Source organism: Kitasatospora gansuensis, assembly GCF_014203705.1.
Classification (GTDB): domain Bacteria; phylum Actinomycetota; class Actinomycetes; order Streptomycetales; family Streptomycetaceae; genus Kitasatospora; species Kitasatospora gansuensis.
In genome coordinates, this window is the sequence record NZ_JACHJR010000001.1 from 4,089,188 (window position 1) to 4,105,258 (window position 16,071).

The 16,071-nt window shown below is 71.8% G+C and carries 10 protein-coding genes; 4 read left to right on the forward strand and 6 right to left on the reverse strand.

Going from position 1 to position 16,071, the window contains the following annotated elements:
- Nucleotides 1-29: 29 nt before the first annotated feature.
- A complete protein-coding gene (locus F4556_RS18035) occupies nucleotides 30-752 on the reverse strand; it encodes an aquaporin (RefSeq protein ID WP_313068351.1) in 723 nt (240 codons plus the stop codon).
- Between the two features lie 204 nt (nucleotides 753-956).
- Between F4556_RS18035 and F4556_RS18040 the strand changes: the two genes are divergently transcribed.
- A complete protein-coding gene (locus F4556_RS18040; protein ID WP_184916978.1) occupies nucleotides 957-1,727 on the forward strand; it encodes a MerR family transcriptional regulator in 771 nt (256 codons plus the stop codon).
- Nucleotides 1,728-1,783: 56 nt separating this feature from the next.
- Here F4556_RS18040 and F4556_RS18045 read toward each other — a convergent pair whose 3' ends face one another.
- From F4556_RS18045 to F4556_RS18055, 3 genes are all read right to left on the reverse strand, one after another.
- A complete protein-coding gene (locus tag F4556_RS18045) occupies nucleotides 1,784-4,591 on the reverse strand; it encodes a right-handed parallel beta-helix repeat-containing protein (protein ID WP_184916981.1) in 2,808 nt (935 codons plus the stop codon).
- 192 nt (nucleotides 4,592-4,783) lie between these two features.
- Nucleotides 4,784-7,585 carry a PKD domain-containing protein gene (locus tag F4556_RS18050; protein ID WP_184916984.1) on the reverse strand — a complete coding sequence of 934 codons (2,802 nt, stop codon included), beginning with the start codon at nucleotides 7,583-7,585 and terminating at the stop codon, nucleotides 4,784-4,786.
- Nucleotides 7,586-7,705: 120 nt separating this feature from the next.
- Nucleotides 7,706-8,683 carry a helix-turn-helix domain-containing protein gene (locus F4556_RS18055; RefSeq protein WP_446684978.1) on the reverse strand — a complete coding sequence of 326 codons (978 nt, stop codon included), beginning with the start codon at nucleotides 8,681-8,683 and terminating at the stop codon, nucleotides 7,706-7,708.
- A gap of 214 nt (nucleotides 8,684-8,897) precedes the next feature.
- Here F4556_RS18055 and F4556_RS18060 point away from each other — a divergent pair, with 214 nt between their 5' ends.
- Entirely contained in the window at nucleotides 8,898-9,371 is a 474-nt protein-coding gene (locus F4556_RS18060; RefSeq protein WP_184916990.1) for a rhodanese-like domain-containing protein, read from the forward strand.
- A 5-nt stretch (nucleotides 9,372-9,376) separates the two neighbouring features.
- Here F4556_RS18060 and F4556_RS18065 read toward each other — a convergent pair whose 3' ends face one another.
- On the reverse strand, nucleotides 9,377-12,139 hold the full coding sequence (locus F4556_RS18065; RefSeq protein ID WP_184916993.1) for a right-handed parallel beta-helix repeat-containing protein: 2,763 nt from the start codon (nucleotides 12,137-12,139) through the stop codon (nucleotides 9,377-9,379).
- A 363-nt stretch (nucleotides 12,140-12,502) separates the two neighbouring features.
- Between F4556_RS18065 and F4556_RS18070 the strand changes: the two genes are divergently transcribed.
- Complete coding sequence (locus F4556_RS18070; RefSeq protein ID WP_376775715.1) at nucleotides 12,503-13,108, forward strand: RNA polymerase sigma factor; 606 nt, start codon at nucleotides 12,503-12,505, stop codon at nucleotides 13,106-13,108.
- Nucleotides 13,105-14,442 (forward strand): hypothetical protein, encoded by a 1,338-nt coding sequence (locus F4556_RS18075; protein ID WP_184917000.1) that lies wholly within the window; start codon nucleotides 13,105-13,107, stop codon nucleotides 14,440-14,442. The genes F4556_RS18070 and F4556_RS18075 overlap by 4 nt, the downstream gene beginning before the upstream one ends.
- 56 nt (nucleotides 14,443-14,498) lie before the next feature.
- Here F4556_RS18075 and F4556_RS18080 read toward each other — a convergent pair whose 3' ends face one another.
- Nucleotides 14,499-15,998, reverse strand: coding sequence for an aminopeptidase P family protein (locus tag F4556_RS18080; RefSeq protein WP_184917003.1), 1,500 nt, complete (start codon nucleotides 15,996-15,998; stop codon nucleotides 14,499-14,501).
- Between the last annotated feature and the right edge of the window lie 73 nt (nucleotides 15,999-16,071).

A 16,071-nucleotide genomic window follows, 5' to 3' on the forward strand; every position in this document is an offset into this window, starting at 1 on the left:
ACGCAAGATCGATCCGAGTCGGCCGGTGCTCAGCGCACCAGCAACTCCCGGGCGTCGTCCGGTACCCGGTCGCGGCTGCGGCCGAACAGCACGGCCACCAGCGCCAGTCCGGCCGCCGCGCCCACGCACTGGGCCAGCACGAAGGCCGGTACCGAGCCCGGCGCGATGCCGGTGTAACTGTCGCTCAGCGCGCGGCCGACGGTCAGGGCCGGGTTGGCGAAGCTGCCGGAGGAGGTGCCCCAGCAGGCGGCGCCGATCCAGCCGGCCACCGCGACCGGTGCCCAGCCGCCGTGGCCCGCCCTGAGCAGGCCGAACACCAGCAGGATCAGCACCCCGGTGGCCACCGCCTCGGCCAGCCAGAGGTGTCCCGCCGAGCGCTGCCGGCCGGAGAGTTCGAGGAACGGCCGCTCGAACATGGTGTTGGCCAGCCCGGCCCCGGCCACCGCGCCGAGCAGCTGGGCGGCGACGTACCCACCCAGCTCACGCAGCGTCAGGCCGGTGCCGCTGCGCCGCTCCGTCCACCAGACCGCGGCCGACACCAAGGGGTTGAAGTGCGCGCCCGAGACCGGTGCGAGCAGCGCGATCAGCACCGCCAGCGCCAGCACCGAGGCGAGCACGTTGGCGGCGAACCGCATCCCGCCGTCCGCGCTCAGCGCGGCGGACTGGATGCCGGAGCCGATCAGCACGGCGGCCAGCAGGGCGGTGCCGACGGCTTCGGCGGCCAGCCGCCGGGGCAGGGAGGGGGTCATCATGCCGCCCATCGTCGCCAGCGCCCCCGGGCCCGGACAATTGGCCGGTACACCCAAGGTCGGGCCGCTGCCGGGGCGCCCGCTCGGAGACTCGTACGGCGTGCGCCCCGAGCTCGTACGGCGCGAGCAGGCCGCTCGCCCGGCGCGGGCTTGACCCTCACGCGACGTGAGGCGGCAGAGTCGGGGGCAGCAAGGAGGGAGCAAGCGATGAGCACGGAACTCTCGGTCGGTCAGGTCGCCGCGATCGCCCAGGTGACGGTACGGACCCTGCACCACTACGACGAGATCGGACTGCTGTCGCCCGGTGGCCGGACCCCGGCCGGCTACCGCCGCTACCGGGACACCGACCTGGACCGGCTGCAGCAGATCCTGTTCTACCGCGAACTCGGCTTCTCCCTCGAGGAGATCGCGGCCATCCTGGACGACGGCACGGTCAGCCCGACCGAGCACCTGCGCCGGCAGCGCGACCTGCTGCACGCGCGGATCGGCCGTCTCCAGGAACTGGCCGCGGCGGTCGAACACGCCATGGAGGCGAGCAGGATGGGCATTCAGCTGACCCCGGAGGAGAAGTTCGAGGTCTTCGGCGCGGACTACCAGGAGAGCTGGGAGACCGAGGCCGAGCAGCGGTACGGGGACTCCGACGCCTGGCAGGAGTCCAGGCGGCGGACCGCCCGCTACACCAAGGCTGACTGGGAGCGGATCAAGGCCGAGGGCGATGCCCTCAACGTCCGCTGCGCCGCCGCCCTGACCGCCGGCGTCGCCCCGGCGAGCGCCGAGGGCATGGCGCTGGCGGAGGAACACCGGCAGCAGATCACCGGCACCTACTACGACTGCGGGTACGCGATGCACCGCTGCCTGGGCGAGATGTACGTCGCCGACGAGCGGTTCACCGCCACCTACGACCGGGTCGCGCCGGGCCTGGCGCAGTGGCTGCGCGACGCCATCGTGGCGAACGCGGACGCCCACGAGGGCCGCTGAACGGGCTTGGGCCCGTACTCCGGTGTGGGAGTACGGGCCCAAGTGGGTTGTTGCGGTTACGGCTTGGAGAAGTAGCCGAACATGTCGACCACGGCATCCGTGTCGCCGCTGCGGTTGTAGATGTCGAACCTGCCGTTGGTGCCGAGCGGGGTGGTCACGTGGTTGGCGACGATCCGGCCGGGCGGGAAGTTGACGTTGCTGGTGCCGGGGCGGGTGGTGCCGTCGCCCCAGAGGGTGAGGTAGCTGCCGGTGGTGGAGCGGGCGGCGGTCACGTTGAGGACGGCGCCGGTGGCTCCGGCGGGCAGCTTGGTGGCGACCGCGCGCCACTGGTCGGCGTGCAGCGAGCCGGCCGGGTCCTCCCGGGTGTCGGTCAGACGGACCGGCGGGACCGGGGTGAACAGGCTGCCGCTCTTCGGGCTGTAGTAGCCGAAGATGTCGGCCACCACGTGCAGCTTGCCGGCACCGGTGCAGAACCAGATCGTGCGGTCGGATTCGGCCGAGACGATCACCTGGTTGGCGACGGTCTGGCCAGGGACGAAGTTGAGGCTGGACGTGCCGCCGTAACCGTTGCCGACCGACAGGTAGCCGGGCTGCTCGGGCTCGGTCACCGTCACGTTCAGCACCACGTCGGTGGCGTCGGCCGGCACACCGGGCAGGTCGCTCATCCGCAGCGCGGTCTCCGGCTCACTGCTGGTGTGGCCGCAGACCGAGGTCAGCTTGCCGACCTTCACGCCGCCGGTGCCGTCCCGGGTGTCGAGCACCCGGCTGGGCTCCAGCGGGTTGTAGTAGCTGCCGTAGTCGGGGTTGTACGAGCCGATCATGTCCACCACGACGTCCAGCGGGGAGCCGGTGTTCCAGATCGCGACGGTGCCGTCCGAGCCGACGGGCACGGTGACCATGTTCGGGACGATCGAGCCCTTGGTGTAGTTGACGTTGGAGCTGTTCGGCCGGGGCACCCCGCCGGGGGCCACCGTGAGGAAGCCGTCGCCGGAGGGCAGTACGGCCGTCACGTTGAGCACGATGGCGTTGTCCCGCCAGCCGCCCCTACCGCCCTGGCCCACCTTCACGGTGAGCTTCGAGCCCGAGCCCAGCCTGGTGTAGTCGCCGGTGCGGGTGTCGATCAGCCGGATGTGGCTCCCGCCGGGGTACCGGGCGGCCTGGTAGCCGATGGTGACCGTCTTGGTGAGCGAGCCGGTCTGGCCGTGGTTGTCCTTGGCGGTGACGGTGATCTTGTAGTCACCGGGCACGGCGTAGAGGTGCGGCTCCGTCAGGCTGTCGGTCGGAGCGCTGCCGTCGCCGTAGTCGATGGTGTAGCCCGCGATCGGCCAGGCGGCCGTGGTCGCGCTGGGGTCGATCACGTAGGCGAGCGGGCGGAAGCAGCTGTCCGGGGTGCTGACGGCGCAGTGCTTCGCCTCGAAGGAGACCTTGGGCACGCCCGGTTCGTTCACCGTGATCCGCTGCGGGCCGGTGAAGGTGACCGGGGCCGCGTAGCCGGTGGTGACGGTCGCGGTGACCTCGAACCGGCCGCTCCGGGTGTAGCTGTGCTCGGCCTCGGGCTTGGTGCTCGCGACCGGTGCCGAGCCGTCGCCGAAGTCGTAGAGGTAGTTCACCGTCTCCGGCCAGTTGGACTGGATCTCGACGGTGGCCTTGGTGGTGTACGGGTACGGGGCGGGCCCGGCCGGACCGTCCGTCAGGCCGAGCGGCACCGTGCCGACCAGCTCGAACGCGCCGCGGTCGCGGGAGCTGCCGCCCGCTCCGGTGTTGGCCACCTGCGGGTCGTCGAGGGCGGAGCGGCCGAACCGGTCGGTGGCCAGGATGCCCGGCGCGTTCGGGTCGGCGCTGTCGATCGCGGTGGAGCCCGGCTGAAGGGCCGTCAGCTCGTCGCCCAGCTGGACCGAGTTCCGGTCGGTCAGGGCGTCGTGGCCGCCCTGTCCGGTGGCGGTGGTCAGCGCGGCGGGAGTGGGGTAGTCGGTGTCGGCCCAGCGGTACGGAACCCCGGAGGGGCCCGGCAGCAGGTCGTTGTAACCGACGGTGGTGCCGGCCGTGGCGGTGGCCGCCACCTCCAGCACGGGGTCGTGCACCGGGCAGGAAGTGTCCTGCTGGGGCAGGGTGCCGATCACGTTGTTGTGTACGGCCGCACCGGCCGAGGCCCCCGCGAACCGGATCGTCGTCCCGCACTGCTGGGAGACGCTGTTGCCGGTCAGGGTGGTGTTCGGAGCGTCCTTCACCGAGATCAGCGGCAGGCCCCAGCCGAAGATCTGGTTCCCGGTGAAGGTGCTGCCCCGGACGCCGTCCACCTGAACGGCAGTGCCCTGCCGGGGGCCCGACACCAGGCTCCGGCTGAGCGTCACGCCGCTGCCGGTGCCGGCGATCCGGACGGCGCCGTCCAGCGCCCCGTAGCTGGTCAGATTGAGGGTGTCGAGCCGGATGTCGGTCGAGTTCTCGATCAGCAGGGCGTTGTCGGTTGAGGTGATCGTGAAGTTCTCGATCGCCACGTCGTGCACGCCGGAGAGCTGCAGCCCGATGTCGCGGCCACTGATCGTCGCCGAGCTGCCCCCGTACAGGCCGGTGCGTTCGGTGGTGAAGGTGATCGGCTTGCCCGGCGCACCGGACCTGACGATCCGGGCCGGGTTGTAGGTTCCAGGGGTGACCTGGACGGTTTGCCCGGGCTCGACGATCAGCGCGGCTGCGGAGATCTGACAGAACGGCAGTTCCTTGCTGCCGACGCCCTGGTTGGAGCACGGGGCGCTGTTGCTGACGTAAAGGGTGGTGACCGGTTCGGCGGCGACGGCGGCGCTCGGCAGGCCGAGCCCCAGAAGGAGCGCGACGGAGCCGGCCAGGCCGGTGATTCTCTTGGTGGACACGGAGCTTTACTTCCCCCGGTTGTAGCTCGTCCCCAGCCCGTCGGCCAGGGCGCGAGATGGTTCGAACGTAGGATCGTATCCTTGCCGATCCTGGTCGAACTGTCACGCTGATAGAGCGTCAGTCCTGGCCCCGTGAACGGAGTTGGGCCCGTACTCCGGTGTGGGAGTACGGGCCCAAGTGGGTTGTTGTGGTTACGGCTTGGAGAAGTAGCCGAACATGTCGACGACGGCGTCGGTGTCGCCGCTGCGGTTGTAGATGTCGAACTTGCCGTTGGTGCCGAGCGGGGTGGTCACGTGGTTGGCGACGATCCGGCCGGGCGGGAAGTTGACGTTGCTGGTGCCGGGGCGGGTGGTGCCGTCGCCCCAGAGGGTGAGGTAGCTGCCGGTGGTGGAGCGGGCGGCGGTCACGTTGAGGACCGCGCCGGTGGCTCCGGCGGGCAGCTTGGTGGCGACCGCGCGGGTCTCCTCGGGCTTGAGGGAACCGGCCGGGTCCTCCCGGGTGTCGGTCAGACGGACCGGCGGGACCGGGGTGAAGACGCTGCCGCTGCTGCTCGGGCTGTAGTAGCCGGAGATGTCGGCCACCACGTGCAGCGAACCGGCGCCGGTGCAGAACCAGATCATGCCCTCCGAGTCGGGAGCCGCGATCACCTGGTTGGCCACCGTCTCGCCCTTGGCGAAGTTGAGGTTCGAGGTGCCGGTGTAGCTGTTGATCGAGAGGTAGCCGGGCTGCTCGGGCTCGGTCACCGTCACGTTCAGCACCACGTCGGTGGCGTCGGCCGGTACGCCGGGCAGGGTGCGCGCGTTCAGCTTGGTCGGCGGGGTCGCCGAGGAGTAGCAGACCGACTTCAGCTTCCCGGCGTTCACGCCGGTGCCGTCCCGGGTGTCCACCACCCGACGGGGCGTCACCGGGTTGAAGTAGCTGCCGTAGTCGGGGTTGTACGCGCCGATCCGGTCCACCACGATGTCCACCGGCGCACCGGAGTTCCAGATCGCGACGGTGCCGTCCGGGCCGACCGGGACGGTGACCAGGTTCGGGACGATCGAGCCCTTGGTGTAGTTGATGTTCGAGCTGGCCGGCCGGGGCGTCCCGCCGGGGGCCACCGTGAGGAAGCCGTCGCCGGAGGGCAGTACGGCCGTCACGTTGAGCACGATGGCGTTGTCCCGCCAGCCGCCCCAACCACCCTGGCCGGCCCGGACGGTGACCTTCTCGCCCGAACCGACCTTGACGGGGGACACGCCGGTACGGGTGTCGAGGATCCGCTCCGGGCAGCAGCCGGTGAACCGGGCGGGCTGGTAGCCGATGGCGACCGTCTTGGTGAGCGAACCGGTCTGGCCGCCCTTGTCCTTGGCGGTGACGGTGATCTTGTAGTCACCCGGCGCGGCGTAGAGATGCGGTTCGGACAGGTTGCCGGTCGGGGCGCTGCCGTCGCCGTAGTCGACGGTGAAGCTGTCGAGCGGCCAGGGGGCGGTGGTCCCGGTGGTGTCGATCACGAAGGCCAGCGGGCGGTAGCAGCTGTCGGGGTAGGAGGCGGCGCAGTGCTTGGCCTCGAAGGCCACCTGGGGCAGACCGGGCTCGTTCACCACGACCGGCTGGAACGAGCTGATGGTGCTCGGCTTCCCGTCCGCGCCGCTGACGCCGGCGGTGATGGTGAACTTCCCGCTGCGGGTGTACGTGTGGTCGACCTTGGGCGTGGTGGAGGCCACCGGCGCCGAGCCGTCCCCGAAGTCGATCAGGTAGCTCAGCGGCTCCGTCCAGTTGGACTTGGCCCGGACCGTGACCGTGGTGGTGAGCGGGTACGGAGCCGGCCCCGGGTTGGCGAGCTGCATGGGGAGGGCCACTGCGCCGACCAGCTCGTAGGCCCCCCGGTCACGGAAGCTGCCGCCTGCTCCGGTGTTGGCCACCTGCGGGTGGTCGGCGGCGGAGCGGCCGAACCGGTCGGTGGCCAGGGCGCCGGGGGCGTTCGGGTCGGCGCTGTCGATCGCGGTGGAGCCCGGCTGAAGGGCCGTCAGCTCGTCGCCGACCCGGACCGAGTTCAGGTCCGTCAGGGCGTCGTGGCCGCCCTGGCCGGTGGCCGCGGTCAGCTCGGCGGGAGTCCGGTAGTCGTGGTCGGCCCAGCGGTAGGGCGCCGCGTTGGGAGCCGGCAGCAGGTCGTTGTGACCGACGGTGGTACCGGTCGCGGCGGCCGCCTCGACCAGCACCGCCGGGTCCTGCTCCGGGCAGTTCGACGGCTCGGCGGCCGGCACGCCGATCACGTTGTTGTGCACGGCCGAGTTGGCCGAGGCCCCGGCGAGCCGGATGACGGTGCCGCACCGGAGCGACAGCGTGTTGCCGGTCAGCCTGCTGTTCGGGGCATCGCTGACCGAGATCAGCGGCGAGCCCCAGCCGGTGATCTGGTTCCCGGTGACCGTGCTGCCCCGGACCCCGCTCTCCACCTGGAGGGCGCGGCCCGGCTGCGCGGTGCGCACGATGCTCCGGCTCAGCGTCAGATCGCTGCTGGTGCCGGTGAGCCGGGCGGTCGGGGTGGTCACCTGGTCGGTGTCCAGGGTGAGCGTGTCGAGCCGGATCCGGTCCGAGTTCTCGACCAGGAGAGCGGTCCCGGTCGTGTTGACGGACAGGTTCTCGATCGCCACGTCGTGCGCCCCGGACACCTGGAGCCCGGTGCCGCTGTTGATCCACGCGATGGTGTCGCGCCACCGGTCGAGCCGGTCGCCGGTGAAGGTGATCGGCCGCTCCGGCGTACCGGAGCGGGAGATCTTCACCGGGCCGTAGTAGCCCCTCGCGATCTTGACGGTCTGACCCGGCAGCACCACGGCGGCAGCGGCGGATATCTGACAGAACGGCAGTGCCTGGGCACCGGTGCCCTGGTCGGAGCAGGCCGCGCTGTTGTTGACGTAGAGCGTGTCGGCGGGTTCGGCGGCGGCCGTGGCCGGCAGGCCGAGGCCGAGAACGAGGGCGATGGAGCCGGTCAGGCCGGTGATTCTCTTGGTGCGCACGGAGCTGGGGATCCCCCGGGTGATGCTCGACAGCCGGCCCGTCGGCCAGGTCGAGAGACAGTTCGAAAGTAGATCCGCATCATCGCGGATCCGGCTCGAACTGTCACGCCGTCACCCGGGCTACGCCACCCCGCGCCCGAAGGCCCGTCGGTACGCGGTCGGCGAGGTCCGCATGGTGCGTCCGAAGTGGTGCCGGAAGGTGGCGGCCGACTCGAAGCCGACCGCCGTCGCGATCTCCTCCACGGTGCCGTCGGGGGTCTCCAGCAGCGGGAGGCTGGCGGCGATCCGCTGGGTGATCACCCAGCGCATCGGGCTGGTGCCGTTGCGGGCGGTGAAGTGCCGCAGGTACGAGCGGTCGGACATCCGGGCCGCGCGGGCGAGTTGGGTGATGGTGAGCGGGGTGGACAGGTGGTCCAGGGCCCACTGCATCGAGCGGCCGATGCCGTCGTCCTCCTCCTTGACCGGGCGGACGGCGGCCTCGATGAACTGGGCCTGGCCACCGGCCCGGTGCGGCGGGACGACGAAGCGGCGGGCCACCGTGTTGGCGACCTTGGCGCCGTGGTCGCTGCGGACCAGGTGCAGACAGAGGTCGATGCCCGCGGCGCTGCCCGCGCTGGTCAGCACCGAGCCGTGGTCGACGTACAGCACGTCGGGGTTGACCTTGACCAACGGGTAGCGCTGCTGGAGGAGTTCGGCGTACCGCCAGTGCGTGGTGGCCTCCCGGCCGTCCAGCAGACCGGCCGCGGCGAGGGCGAAGGCGCCGGAGCAGATCGAGACGATCCGGGCGCCGCGCTCGTGCGCCGTGCGCAGGGCGGCTACCAGGCCGGGGGAGACCTCGCCGCTGAAGGTGTTCGGGACGGCGACCACGATCACGGTGTCGGCGGCGGCCAGTTCGTCCAGACCGTGGTGGGCGGTGATCGAGAAGCCGCCGACCGCGGTCAGCGGGGTGCCCGGCCGGTCGGCGCAGACCTTCAGGCCGTACCACGGGGTGGCCAGCAGGCCGGTCAGCTCGGGCCGGGCCAGCGCGAACACCTCGACCACCACGCCGAGTTCGAACGGGGCCATGCCGTCGAAGGCGTACACCGCGATGGTGTGCACCGGCTCGGGGCGGGGGCCGATGCTGACGGCGACAGGGGCGGAGACGGGCGCGGCGACGGGGTGGGCGGGCGGCTGGGCGGCCATCGGACACTCCTGGACGGGCTGGCGGGATCTTGGCGAGTGTAGTCGTGGACGCCACTGTCGGCGGCCGGTGCCCGGATCGCAGGATGGAGTCGCCAGCCAGCGAGCACAACCGACCGACCGGAGCCCGGACATGACCACTCTCACCGCCACCTCGCCCGTGACCGCGATCCCGGCCGTCTCGCCCGAGCGGGCGTTCGCCTTCTTCGCCGAGCGGCTCGGCTGCCAGGCCGACCCGGCGGACGTCTGGTACGCGATGCGGGACAGTCGTGAAAAGGGCACTGCGCAGGACTTCACCGTCATCGACGTCCGGGCCGAGGGCGCCCACCGCAAGACCCACCTGCCCGGCGCGATCAGCCTGCCGCTCGCCGAGATCACCGCCGAGCGGGTGGCCGAACTCCCGGCCGGGCTGCTGGTGGTGTACTGCTGGGGCCCCGCCTGCAACGGCTCCACCAAGGGCGCGATGAAGCTCGCCGCGCTCGGCCGCGAGGTCAAGGAGATGATCGGCGGCCTGGAGTACTGGATCCGGGAGGGCTGGCCGACCGAGGGCCGCCGCCCGGTCGACCCGAAGACCGCCACCCCGGCCGACCTCGGCCTGGTCTGCTGAGCCGCCTACCGCTTGCCGAAGTACCCGAACAGGTCGACCACCGCGTGGGTGCGGCCGGCCACGTTGTACAGCCGGGCCCGGCCCTCGGGGCCGAGCGGGACGGTCGCGTGGTTGGGCACGGTCTGACCGGCCGTGAAGTTCAGGTTCGAGGTGCCGGGGCGGCTGCCGCCGTCCGGGTACAGGGTGAAGTACCCCGCCTGGCCGGGCTCGGTCGCGGTCAGGTTGAGCACCGCGGCGGTGGCGTCCGCCGGCACGCCGTTACCGCCGCCGACCGGGACGACGGTGCTGGAGTCCGGACCCAGCGCGCCGCCGGGGCGGGTGTCCAGCAGCCGGGCCGGGGCGACCGGGGTGAACAGCGAGCCGCCGCTCGGACCGTAGTAGCCGAACAGGTCGGCCACCACGTCGGTGCTGCCACCGGAGTTGAAGACCGTCACCCGGCCGTCCGCCCCGATCGGCACCAGGACCTGGTTGGCCACGGTCCGGCCGGGCGTGAAGTTCAGGCTGCTGGTGCCGGGCCGGGCGGTGCCGCTCGGGTAGGCGGTGAGGTATCCGGCCGAAGTGGGCCCGGTCGCGGTCAGGTTGAGCACGGCGGCGGTGGCGTCCGCCGGGACGCCGTGGGTGCCGCGCAGCTGGATCGAGGTGGTGCCGCCCGGTCCGACCGGCGCGCTCGTGCGGGTGTCCAGCAGCCGGGCGGGGGTGACCGGGTCGAAGCCGTCGCCGGTGCCGGCGCGGTAGTAGCCGACGGCGTCGACCACCACGTGGGTGCCGTTGGCGGACGGGATGATCTCCACCTGGTCGGTGACGCCGACCGGCACGGTCACCAGGTTGGCGACCACCTGCCCGGCGGTGTAGTTGAGGTTCGAGGTGCCCGGCAGCGAGGTCTGACCGTCGGGCCGGACGGTCAGGTACCCGGGCTGCGAGCCGGCCACTGCGGTGACGTTGAGCACCACCGCCTCCGGCCGGACGCCGTCCGGCAGTTGAGGCAGCTTCACCTGCGTCTGCTCGCCGGCGTACAGGGCTGGGCCGGACTCCCGGGTGTCCGCGACCCGGGTCGGCGTGATCGGGACGTAGCCGGAGGCCGAGTAGGCGACCTGGAGCTGCTGGGTGCTGGTGGCCCGGCGGCCCGAGGAGTCGCTGCCGGTGACGGTGACCTGGTAGGTCCCCGGCCGGGCGTAGCTGTGCGCGGCCTCCGGGCCGCCGGTCCAGCGTGGGGTGCCGTCCCCGAAGTCGTACTCGAAACCGGTCAGCGGCCACGGGCTGGTGCTGCCGGTCGCGTCGAACTCGTAGGCCAGCGGCCCGCCGTAGTACTGCCGCGGCTTGACCGAGAGCTTCGCGACCAGATCGCCCGGTGCCACCACGGTGACCCGCTCGGGGCGGGACGAGAGCGACCGGCCGGAGGCGGGGTCGGTGGCGGTGACGGTGACCTGATACGTCCCGGTGGCCGGGTAACTGTGCTGCACGGTGGGCTCGTTGGAGCGCACCGGGGCACTGCCGTCGCCGAAGTCGAAGCTGTACGAGGTCTCGCCCGGCCAGTTGCGCACCAGCTTGGCGGTGGCGGTCACCGGCAGCGGGGTGGGGCCGGTGGTCTGATCGACGCTCAGAGCGAGCGAGTCGATCGCCTGCAGCTCGATCGCCCCTCGGTCGTGGAAGCCGGTCGGGGAGTTGGGCCGCAGGGGGTTGTCGGCCCGGGGGTTGCCCAGCAGGTCGATATCCAACTGGCCCGGGGCCGAGGCGTCGGCCGAGTCCTGGGCAACCGAGTCGGCGGGCGTGGGCGAGCCGTAGCTGCTCCGGGACACCTTCGGGTCGTCGCCGAGGTCGTGCGCCCCCTGTCCGGTGGCGGCGGTCAGCTGCTCGGGGGTGGTGTGGTTCGTCCCGCCCCAGCGGTAACCGGCGCCGCCCATCAGCGGGTGGACCACGTTGTGGTCCACCGTGGTGCCGGGCACCGACCCCTCGGACACCCGCAGTTGCACGTTGGCCGTGCAGTGGTCGGAGTCCGTGATGACGTTGTTCCGGACGGCCGTGCGGGGGGAACCGCCGACCAGGGCGACGCCGCCGGCGCAGTTCCCGATCAGGGTGTTGCTGGTGATCACGGTGTCGGGTGCGTCGGTGGCCACCACACCGCCACCCCGGTTGGCCACGATCACGTTGGTGCTGACCACCGCGCCGGTGACCCCGGCGTCGACCGCGATGCCGTGGCTCTCGTTGTAGAGCACGTGGTTGCGGCGTACGACCGCCCCGGTGGTCGCGCCCGCCAGCCGGATCGCGGGGGTCGGGCCGAGCCGTCCGCTGTTGTCGGCCTGGTTTCGCTCGACCGTGACCCGCTGCGAGTTCTCCACCAGGACGGCTTCGGAGCTGGTCCAGAAGCGGAAGCCACGGACCGTCACGTCGTGCACGCCGGAGAGCACGAACCCCCGGGGCCGCTGCTCGTTCCCGTACGTGGAGATCTCGACGTCCGGCCACGTCGGCTGGTCCCAGCCCGTCGCCTGGATGACGATCGGCCGCCCCGGCTCGCCGGACTGCCGGACGGTCACCTGCTCCTGGTACCCGCCCTCGTGCACCAGCACGGTCTGCCCCGCCCTGGCCGCGTCGGCCCCCGCCTGCACCGTGCAGAACGGTGCGGCGGCCGAGCCGGACCCGGCGTCCGAGCACTGCTTCGACCGCCGGTCGACGTGCAGCACGGTGACGTCCTCCGCCGCGACGGCGGGCAGGGCGGTGGCGGCCAGCACGGTGGCCACGGCGGCGGGCAGCACGAGGCGGCGCAGGTACATCGGAGCATCCCCCGGGGAGTGGTTCTGGTCGAGCTCCGACGGAGCATCCCGAGCGTGTCACATGGTTCGTGGGCAGAGTGATGATCCGGCGGACTTGTGTGGGAAATGTGCGTGGATCGTTACGGCGGGGCCGGTGGGAAATCTCCGAACCGGCCTGCAACCTCCCCGGGGGATGCACGTCTATCAGGTTGAGAGCGGCCCGGCCGACCGCGTGCAGGCACAATCACGCAGGCCACCGCAGGTGGTATCAGGTGATGACGTCGTACAGGCCCTGCCGAGCGACGTCCCGGGGGAGAGTGGAAGCAGATGTCCATAGCGATCGCCCCGCAGCCCGGATTTTCCGGGAGCGGCGCGTTCAGGGGGGTGTGGCGGCTCCTGTTCGGAGCCGAGCCCGCAGCCGAGCCGGCCGACCTCGACCGGCCGGCCGGGGCCGGGCGCCGATCGGGCCTCCGGGTGGTGGGTGCCGGGCCGTCGGGCGAGGAGCGCCCCACGCTGACCGAGCTCTACCACGCGCACCGACTGGGCCTGGTCCGGATGGCGGTGCTGCTGGTGGACCGTCAGGACCTGGCCGAGGACGTCGTGCAGGAGGCGTTCACCGCGCTGTACCAACGGCACGGCGAGACGCTCGACGACCTGGACAACGCCCTCGGCTACCTGCGGACCTCGGTGGTCAACGGCGCCCGTTCGATGCTGCGCCGACGCAAGACCGCCCGGGAGTACGTACCGCCGCACGTGGCCGACGCCGCTTCGGCGGAGGAGCACGCGGTGCTCAACGACGAACACCGCCGGGTGCTGGTCGCCCTGCAGGAGCTGACCTCCCGTCAGCGCGAAGTACTGGTGCTGCGCTACTGGTCCGACCTGTCGGAGGCGCAGATCGCCGAGACCCTGGGCCTGTCCCGGGGCGCCGTGAAGTCCACCGCCAGCCGGGCTCTCGACGCCCTCGAGAAGCAGTTGGAGAAGGTCCGATGACGGAGAAGAACGACCTCGGAACGCCGACCGAGCAGCTGCTCCGGGAAGCCCTGGCAGCCCGCGCCAACGCGATCTCGCCACACGACCTGCGCCCGGCCCAGCCGCCCTCCGGCCGCCTCCGCCGACTCCGGCCCGTCCGACTCGTCCTGGGCATCGCGATGTTCGGCCTGGCCGCCTCGGTAGCCGGCTACCTGACCTTCAACGGGACCCCGACCGCCATCCACCAGGACCCGGCGCCTGCTCCGCCGAGCGTGAGCGCGTCGCCGACCCCGACCGAGTCGCCCACCCCGTCGCCGTCACCGAGCACCTCGGCCGAGCCTTCCGGGAGTCCCAGCGCGAGCAGCAAGGCTGCGCCGACGCCGACCACCTTCCGCAACGTCACCTTCGGTCTCCCGGCGGGCTGGACGATGGAGAGGCCGGACCCGGCGTACGGCCAGGTGTGCCTGTTCGCCCCTGACGCGCCTGCCTCGGCACGTGCGAAGGCGGGCATCTGCGATCCCTACGGCGTCCTGATCAGCGTCTGGAACACCGCGACGGAGGTGGAGAACGCGATCTGGCCCTACGAGAGCAGCCTGGACGTGGACGGCGGCTGGGGCACCCAGCCGTACTGCCCCGTGTGGGACGGCCCGCACGGAATCGGGTCGGGCGACGACCTCAGGCTGGTGGGCAAGCCGGAGCGGTCGGTCGCCGCAGTAGGCGGCCACTACGCGCAGACCACCAAGTGGCTGGTGCAGTGCAACGCCAGGGAGCGCTTCACCACCCAGATTTGGTCCTTCCACAAGGAGCAGGTCCTGGTGTCGACGAGCGGCCTGCGGGACGACTACCGGGACGACCTGCTGTCCATCGTGAACAGCCTTGACCTGAGCAAGCACGCCGATCCCCTGAACCGGGGGGAGAGCAGCGACATCCGGATCGGGTTCGGTGCCGCGACCACCAGCGTGGAGGGAGACCGGGAGGTGGTGACCTTCCCGGTCACCTGGACCAACATCAGTGCCACCGCCTACAACGCCGTCGAACCGGTGCTGACCGGTGACCCGTTGGACGGCCCGGTCGACGTGACCAAGCGGCCGGACGGCGTGCTGGAGCGCAAAGACGGTGCCGGCTGGACCTCGGTGCCGGCCTTCTGGCAGCACTCCGACTGGGCGTACACCGCCACGTCCGCCGCGTTCCCGCTCGCACCCGGGAAGAGTCGTACCGTCACCTTCCGGGTCAGGATCACCCGTCAGGACCAGATGAATTCCCACCACTTCTCCGCCATGGCCTTTGTCAGCAAGGGGATTCGGTCGCTCGGTAAGGCGGAGTACGAGCTGCCGATCCACGTGAAGACGCAGTGACGCCGGAGGGCCGGCACCCCGGGCGGGGTGCCGGCCCTCCGTCAGCCGGCGGGTTGTCAGCCGCTCAGCCGGGCCATCCAGGCCTCGACCTCGTCGGCCTGCCGGGGCAGGCCGGCCGAGAGGTTCTCGTTGCCGTCGGCGGTGACCAGGATGTCGTCCTCGATCCGGACGCCGATGCCGCGGTACTCCTCGGGGACGGTGAGGTCGTCCTGCTGGAAGTACAGGCCGGGCTCGACGGTGAGGCACATGCCGGGCTCGAGCAGGGCGTCCACGTACTGCTCGCGGCGGGCCTGCGCGCAGTCGTGCACGTCCAGGCCGAGCATGTGGCCGGTGCCGTGCAGGGTCCAGCGGCGCTGCAGGCCGAGCTCCAGGACCTTCTCGACGTCGTACACCGAGGCGTCCAACAGGCCCCAGGCGAGCAGGCGTTCGGCCAGCACGCGCTGCGAGGCGTCGTGGAAGTCGCGGAACCGGCCGCCGGGCTTGACGGCGGCGATGCCCGCCTCCTGGGCGTCGTAGACGGCTTCGTAGATCTTGCGCTGGAGCGCGTTGAAGCGGCCGTTGATCGGCAGGGTGCGGGTGACGTCGGCGGTGTAGAGGGTGTGCGTCTCGACGCCGGCGTCGAGCAGCAGCAGCTCGCCCGGGCGGACGTCGCCGTCGTTGCGGACCCAGTGCAGGGTGGTGGCGTGCGGGCCGGCGGCGCAGATCGAGCCGTAGCCGATGTCGTTGCCCTCGACCCGGGCGCGGCGCCAGAAGGTGCCCTCGATCCAACGCTCGGAGGTGGCCACGGCCTGGCCCAACTCCCGTACCACGTCGGTGAATCCGTTGACGGTGGCGTCGCAGGCGGCGCGCAGCTGGGTGATCTCCCAGTCGTCCTTGACCAGCCGCAGGCCGCTCAGGAAGGTCTTGAGCTCCTCGTCCCGGTCCTCGTCCAGCACCTCGGCCAGCGCGGACTCCAGGCCGGCGTCGTACCTGCGCACGATCCGGGTCGGCGCTTCGGGCGCGGCCTGCAGCTCCTCGACGGCCTTGCGGACGTCCCGGCAGGGCAGGCCGAGCAGCTGCTCGGCCTCGGTCAGGCTGTGGCGGCGGCCGACCCAGAGCTCGCCGTTGCCGTCCAGCCAGAACTCGCCGTTCTCACGGTTGGAGCGCGGCAGCAGGTAGAGGCTGAACTCGTGACCGCCGTCGACCGGTTCGGCCACCAGCACGGCGTCCTCGGTCTGGTCGCCGGTCAGGTGGACGTACTCGCTCGCGGCGCGGAACGAGTACTCGGTGTCGTTGGCCCGGGTGCGCAGGTTGCCCGCGGGGACCACCAGCCGTTCGCCGGGGAAGGCGGCCGACAGCCTGGCCCGCCGCTCGGCCGCGTACGAGGCCTGGGCGACCGGCTCCAGGCCGCGCAGCTCGGTGTCGGCCCAGCCGGACTTCATCGAGGTGGCCAGCTCGTCGGAGACCTCTCCGTACAGCCCGTTCTTGCGGCCCTTGACGGGCTGCTCCTCGGCCTGGTCACCGCCTGCGGCACCCTCGGGGTTCTCGGCTGCCGCCGGGCTACGGTCCTCGGTCACGTACGTCGCCTCCTTGCGAGTGGTTCCGCCCCGGACGCATCGGATCGCGACGCGCGTGGGCGGCCGTAGGCCC

Coding starts and splice junctions, on each gene's coding strand:
- F4556_RS18035 (WP_313068351.1), bottom strand. CDS start 752: ATGATGACCCCCTCCCTGCCCCGGCGGCTGGCCGCCGAAGCCGTCGGC.
- F4556_RS18040 (WP_184916978.1), top strand. CDS start 957: ATGAGCACGGAACTCTCGGTCGGTCAGGTCGCCGCGATCGCCCAGGTG.
- F4556_RS18060 (WP_184916990.1), top strand. CDS start 8,898: ATGACCACTCTCACCGCCACCTCGCCCGTGACCGCGATCCCGGCCGTC.
- F4556_RS18065 (WP_184916993.1), bottom strand. CDS start 12,139: ATGTACCTGCGCCGCCTCGTGCTGCCCGCCGCCGTGGCCACCGTGCTG.
- F4556_RS18075 (WP_184917000.1), top strand. CDS start 13,105: ATGACGGAGAAGAACGACCTCGGAACGCCGACCGAGCAGCTGCTCCGG.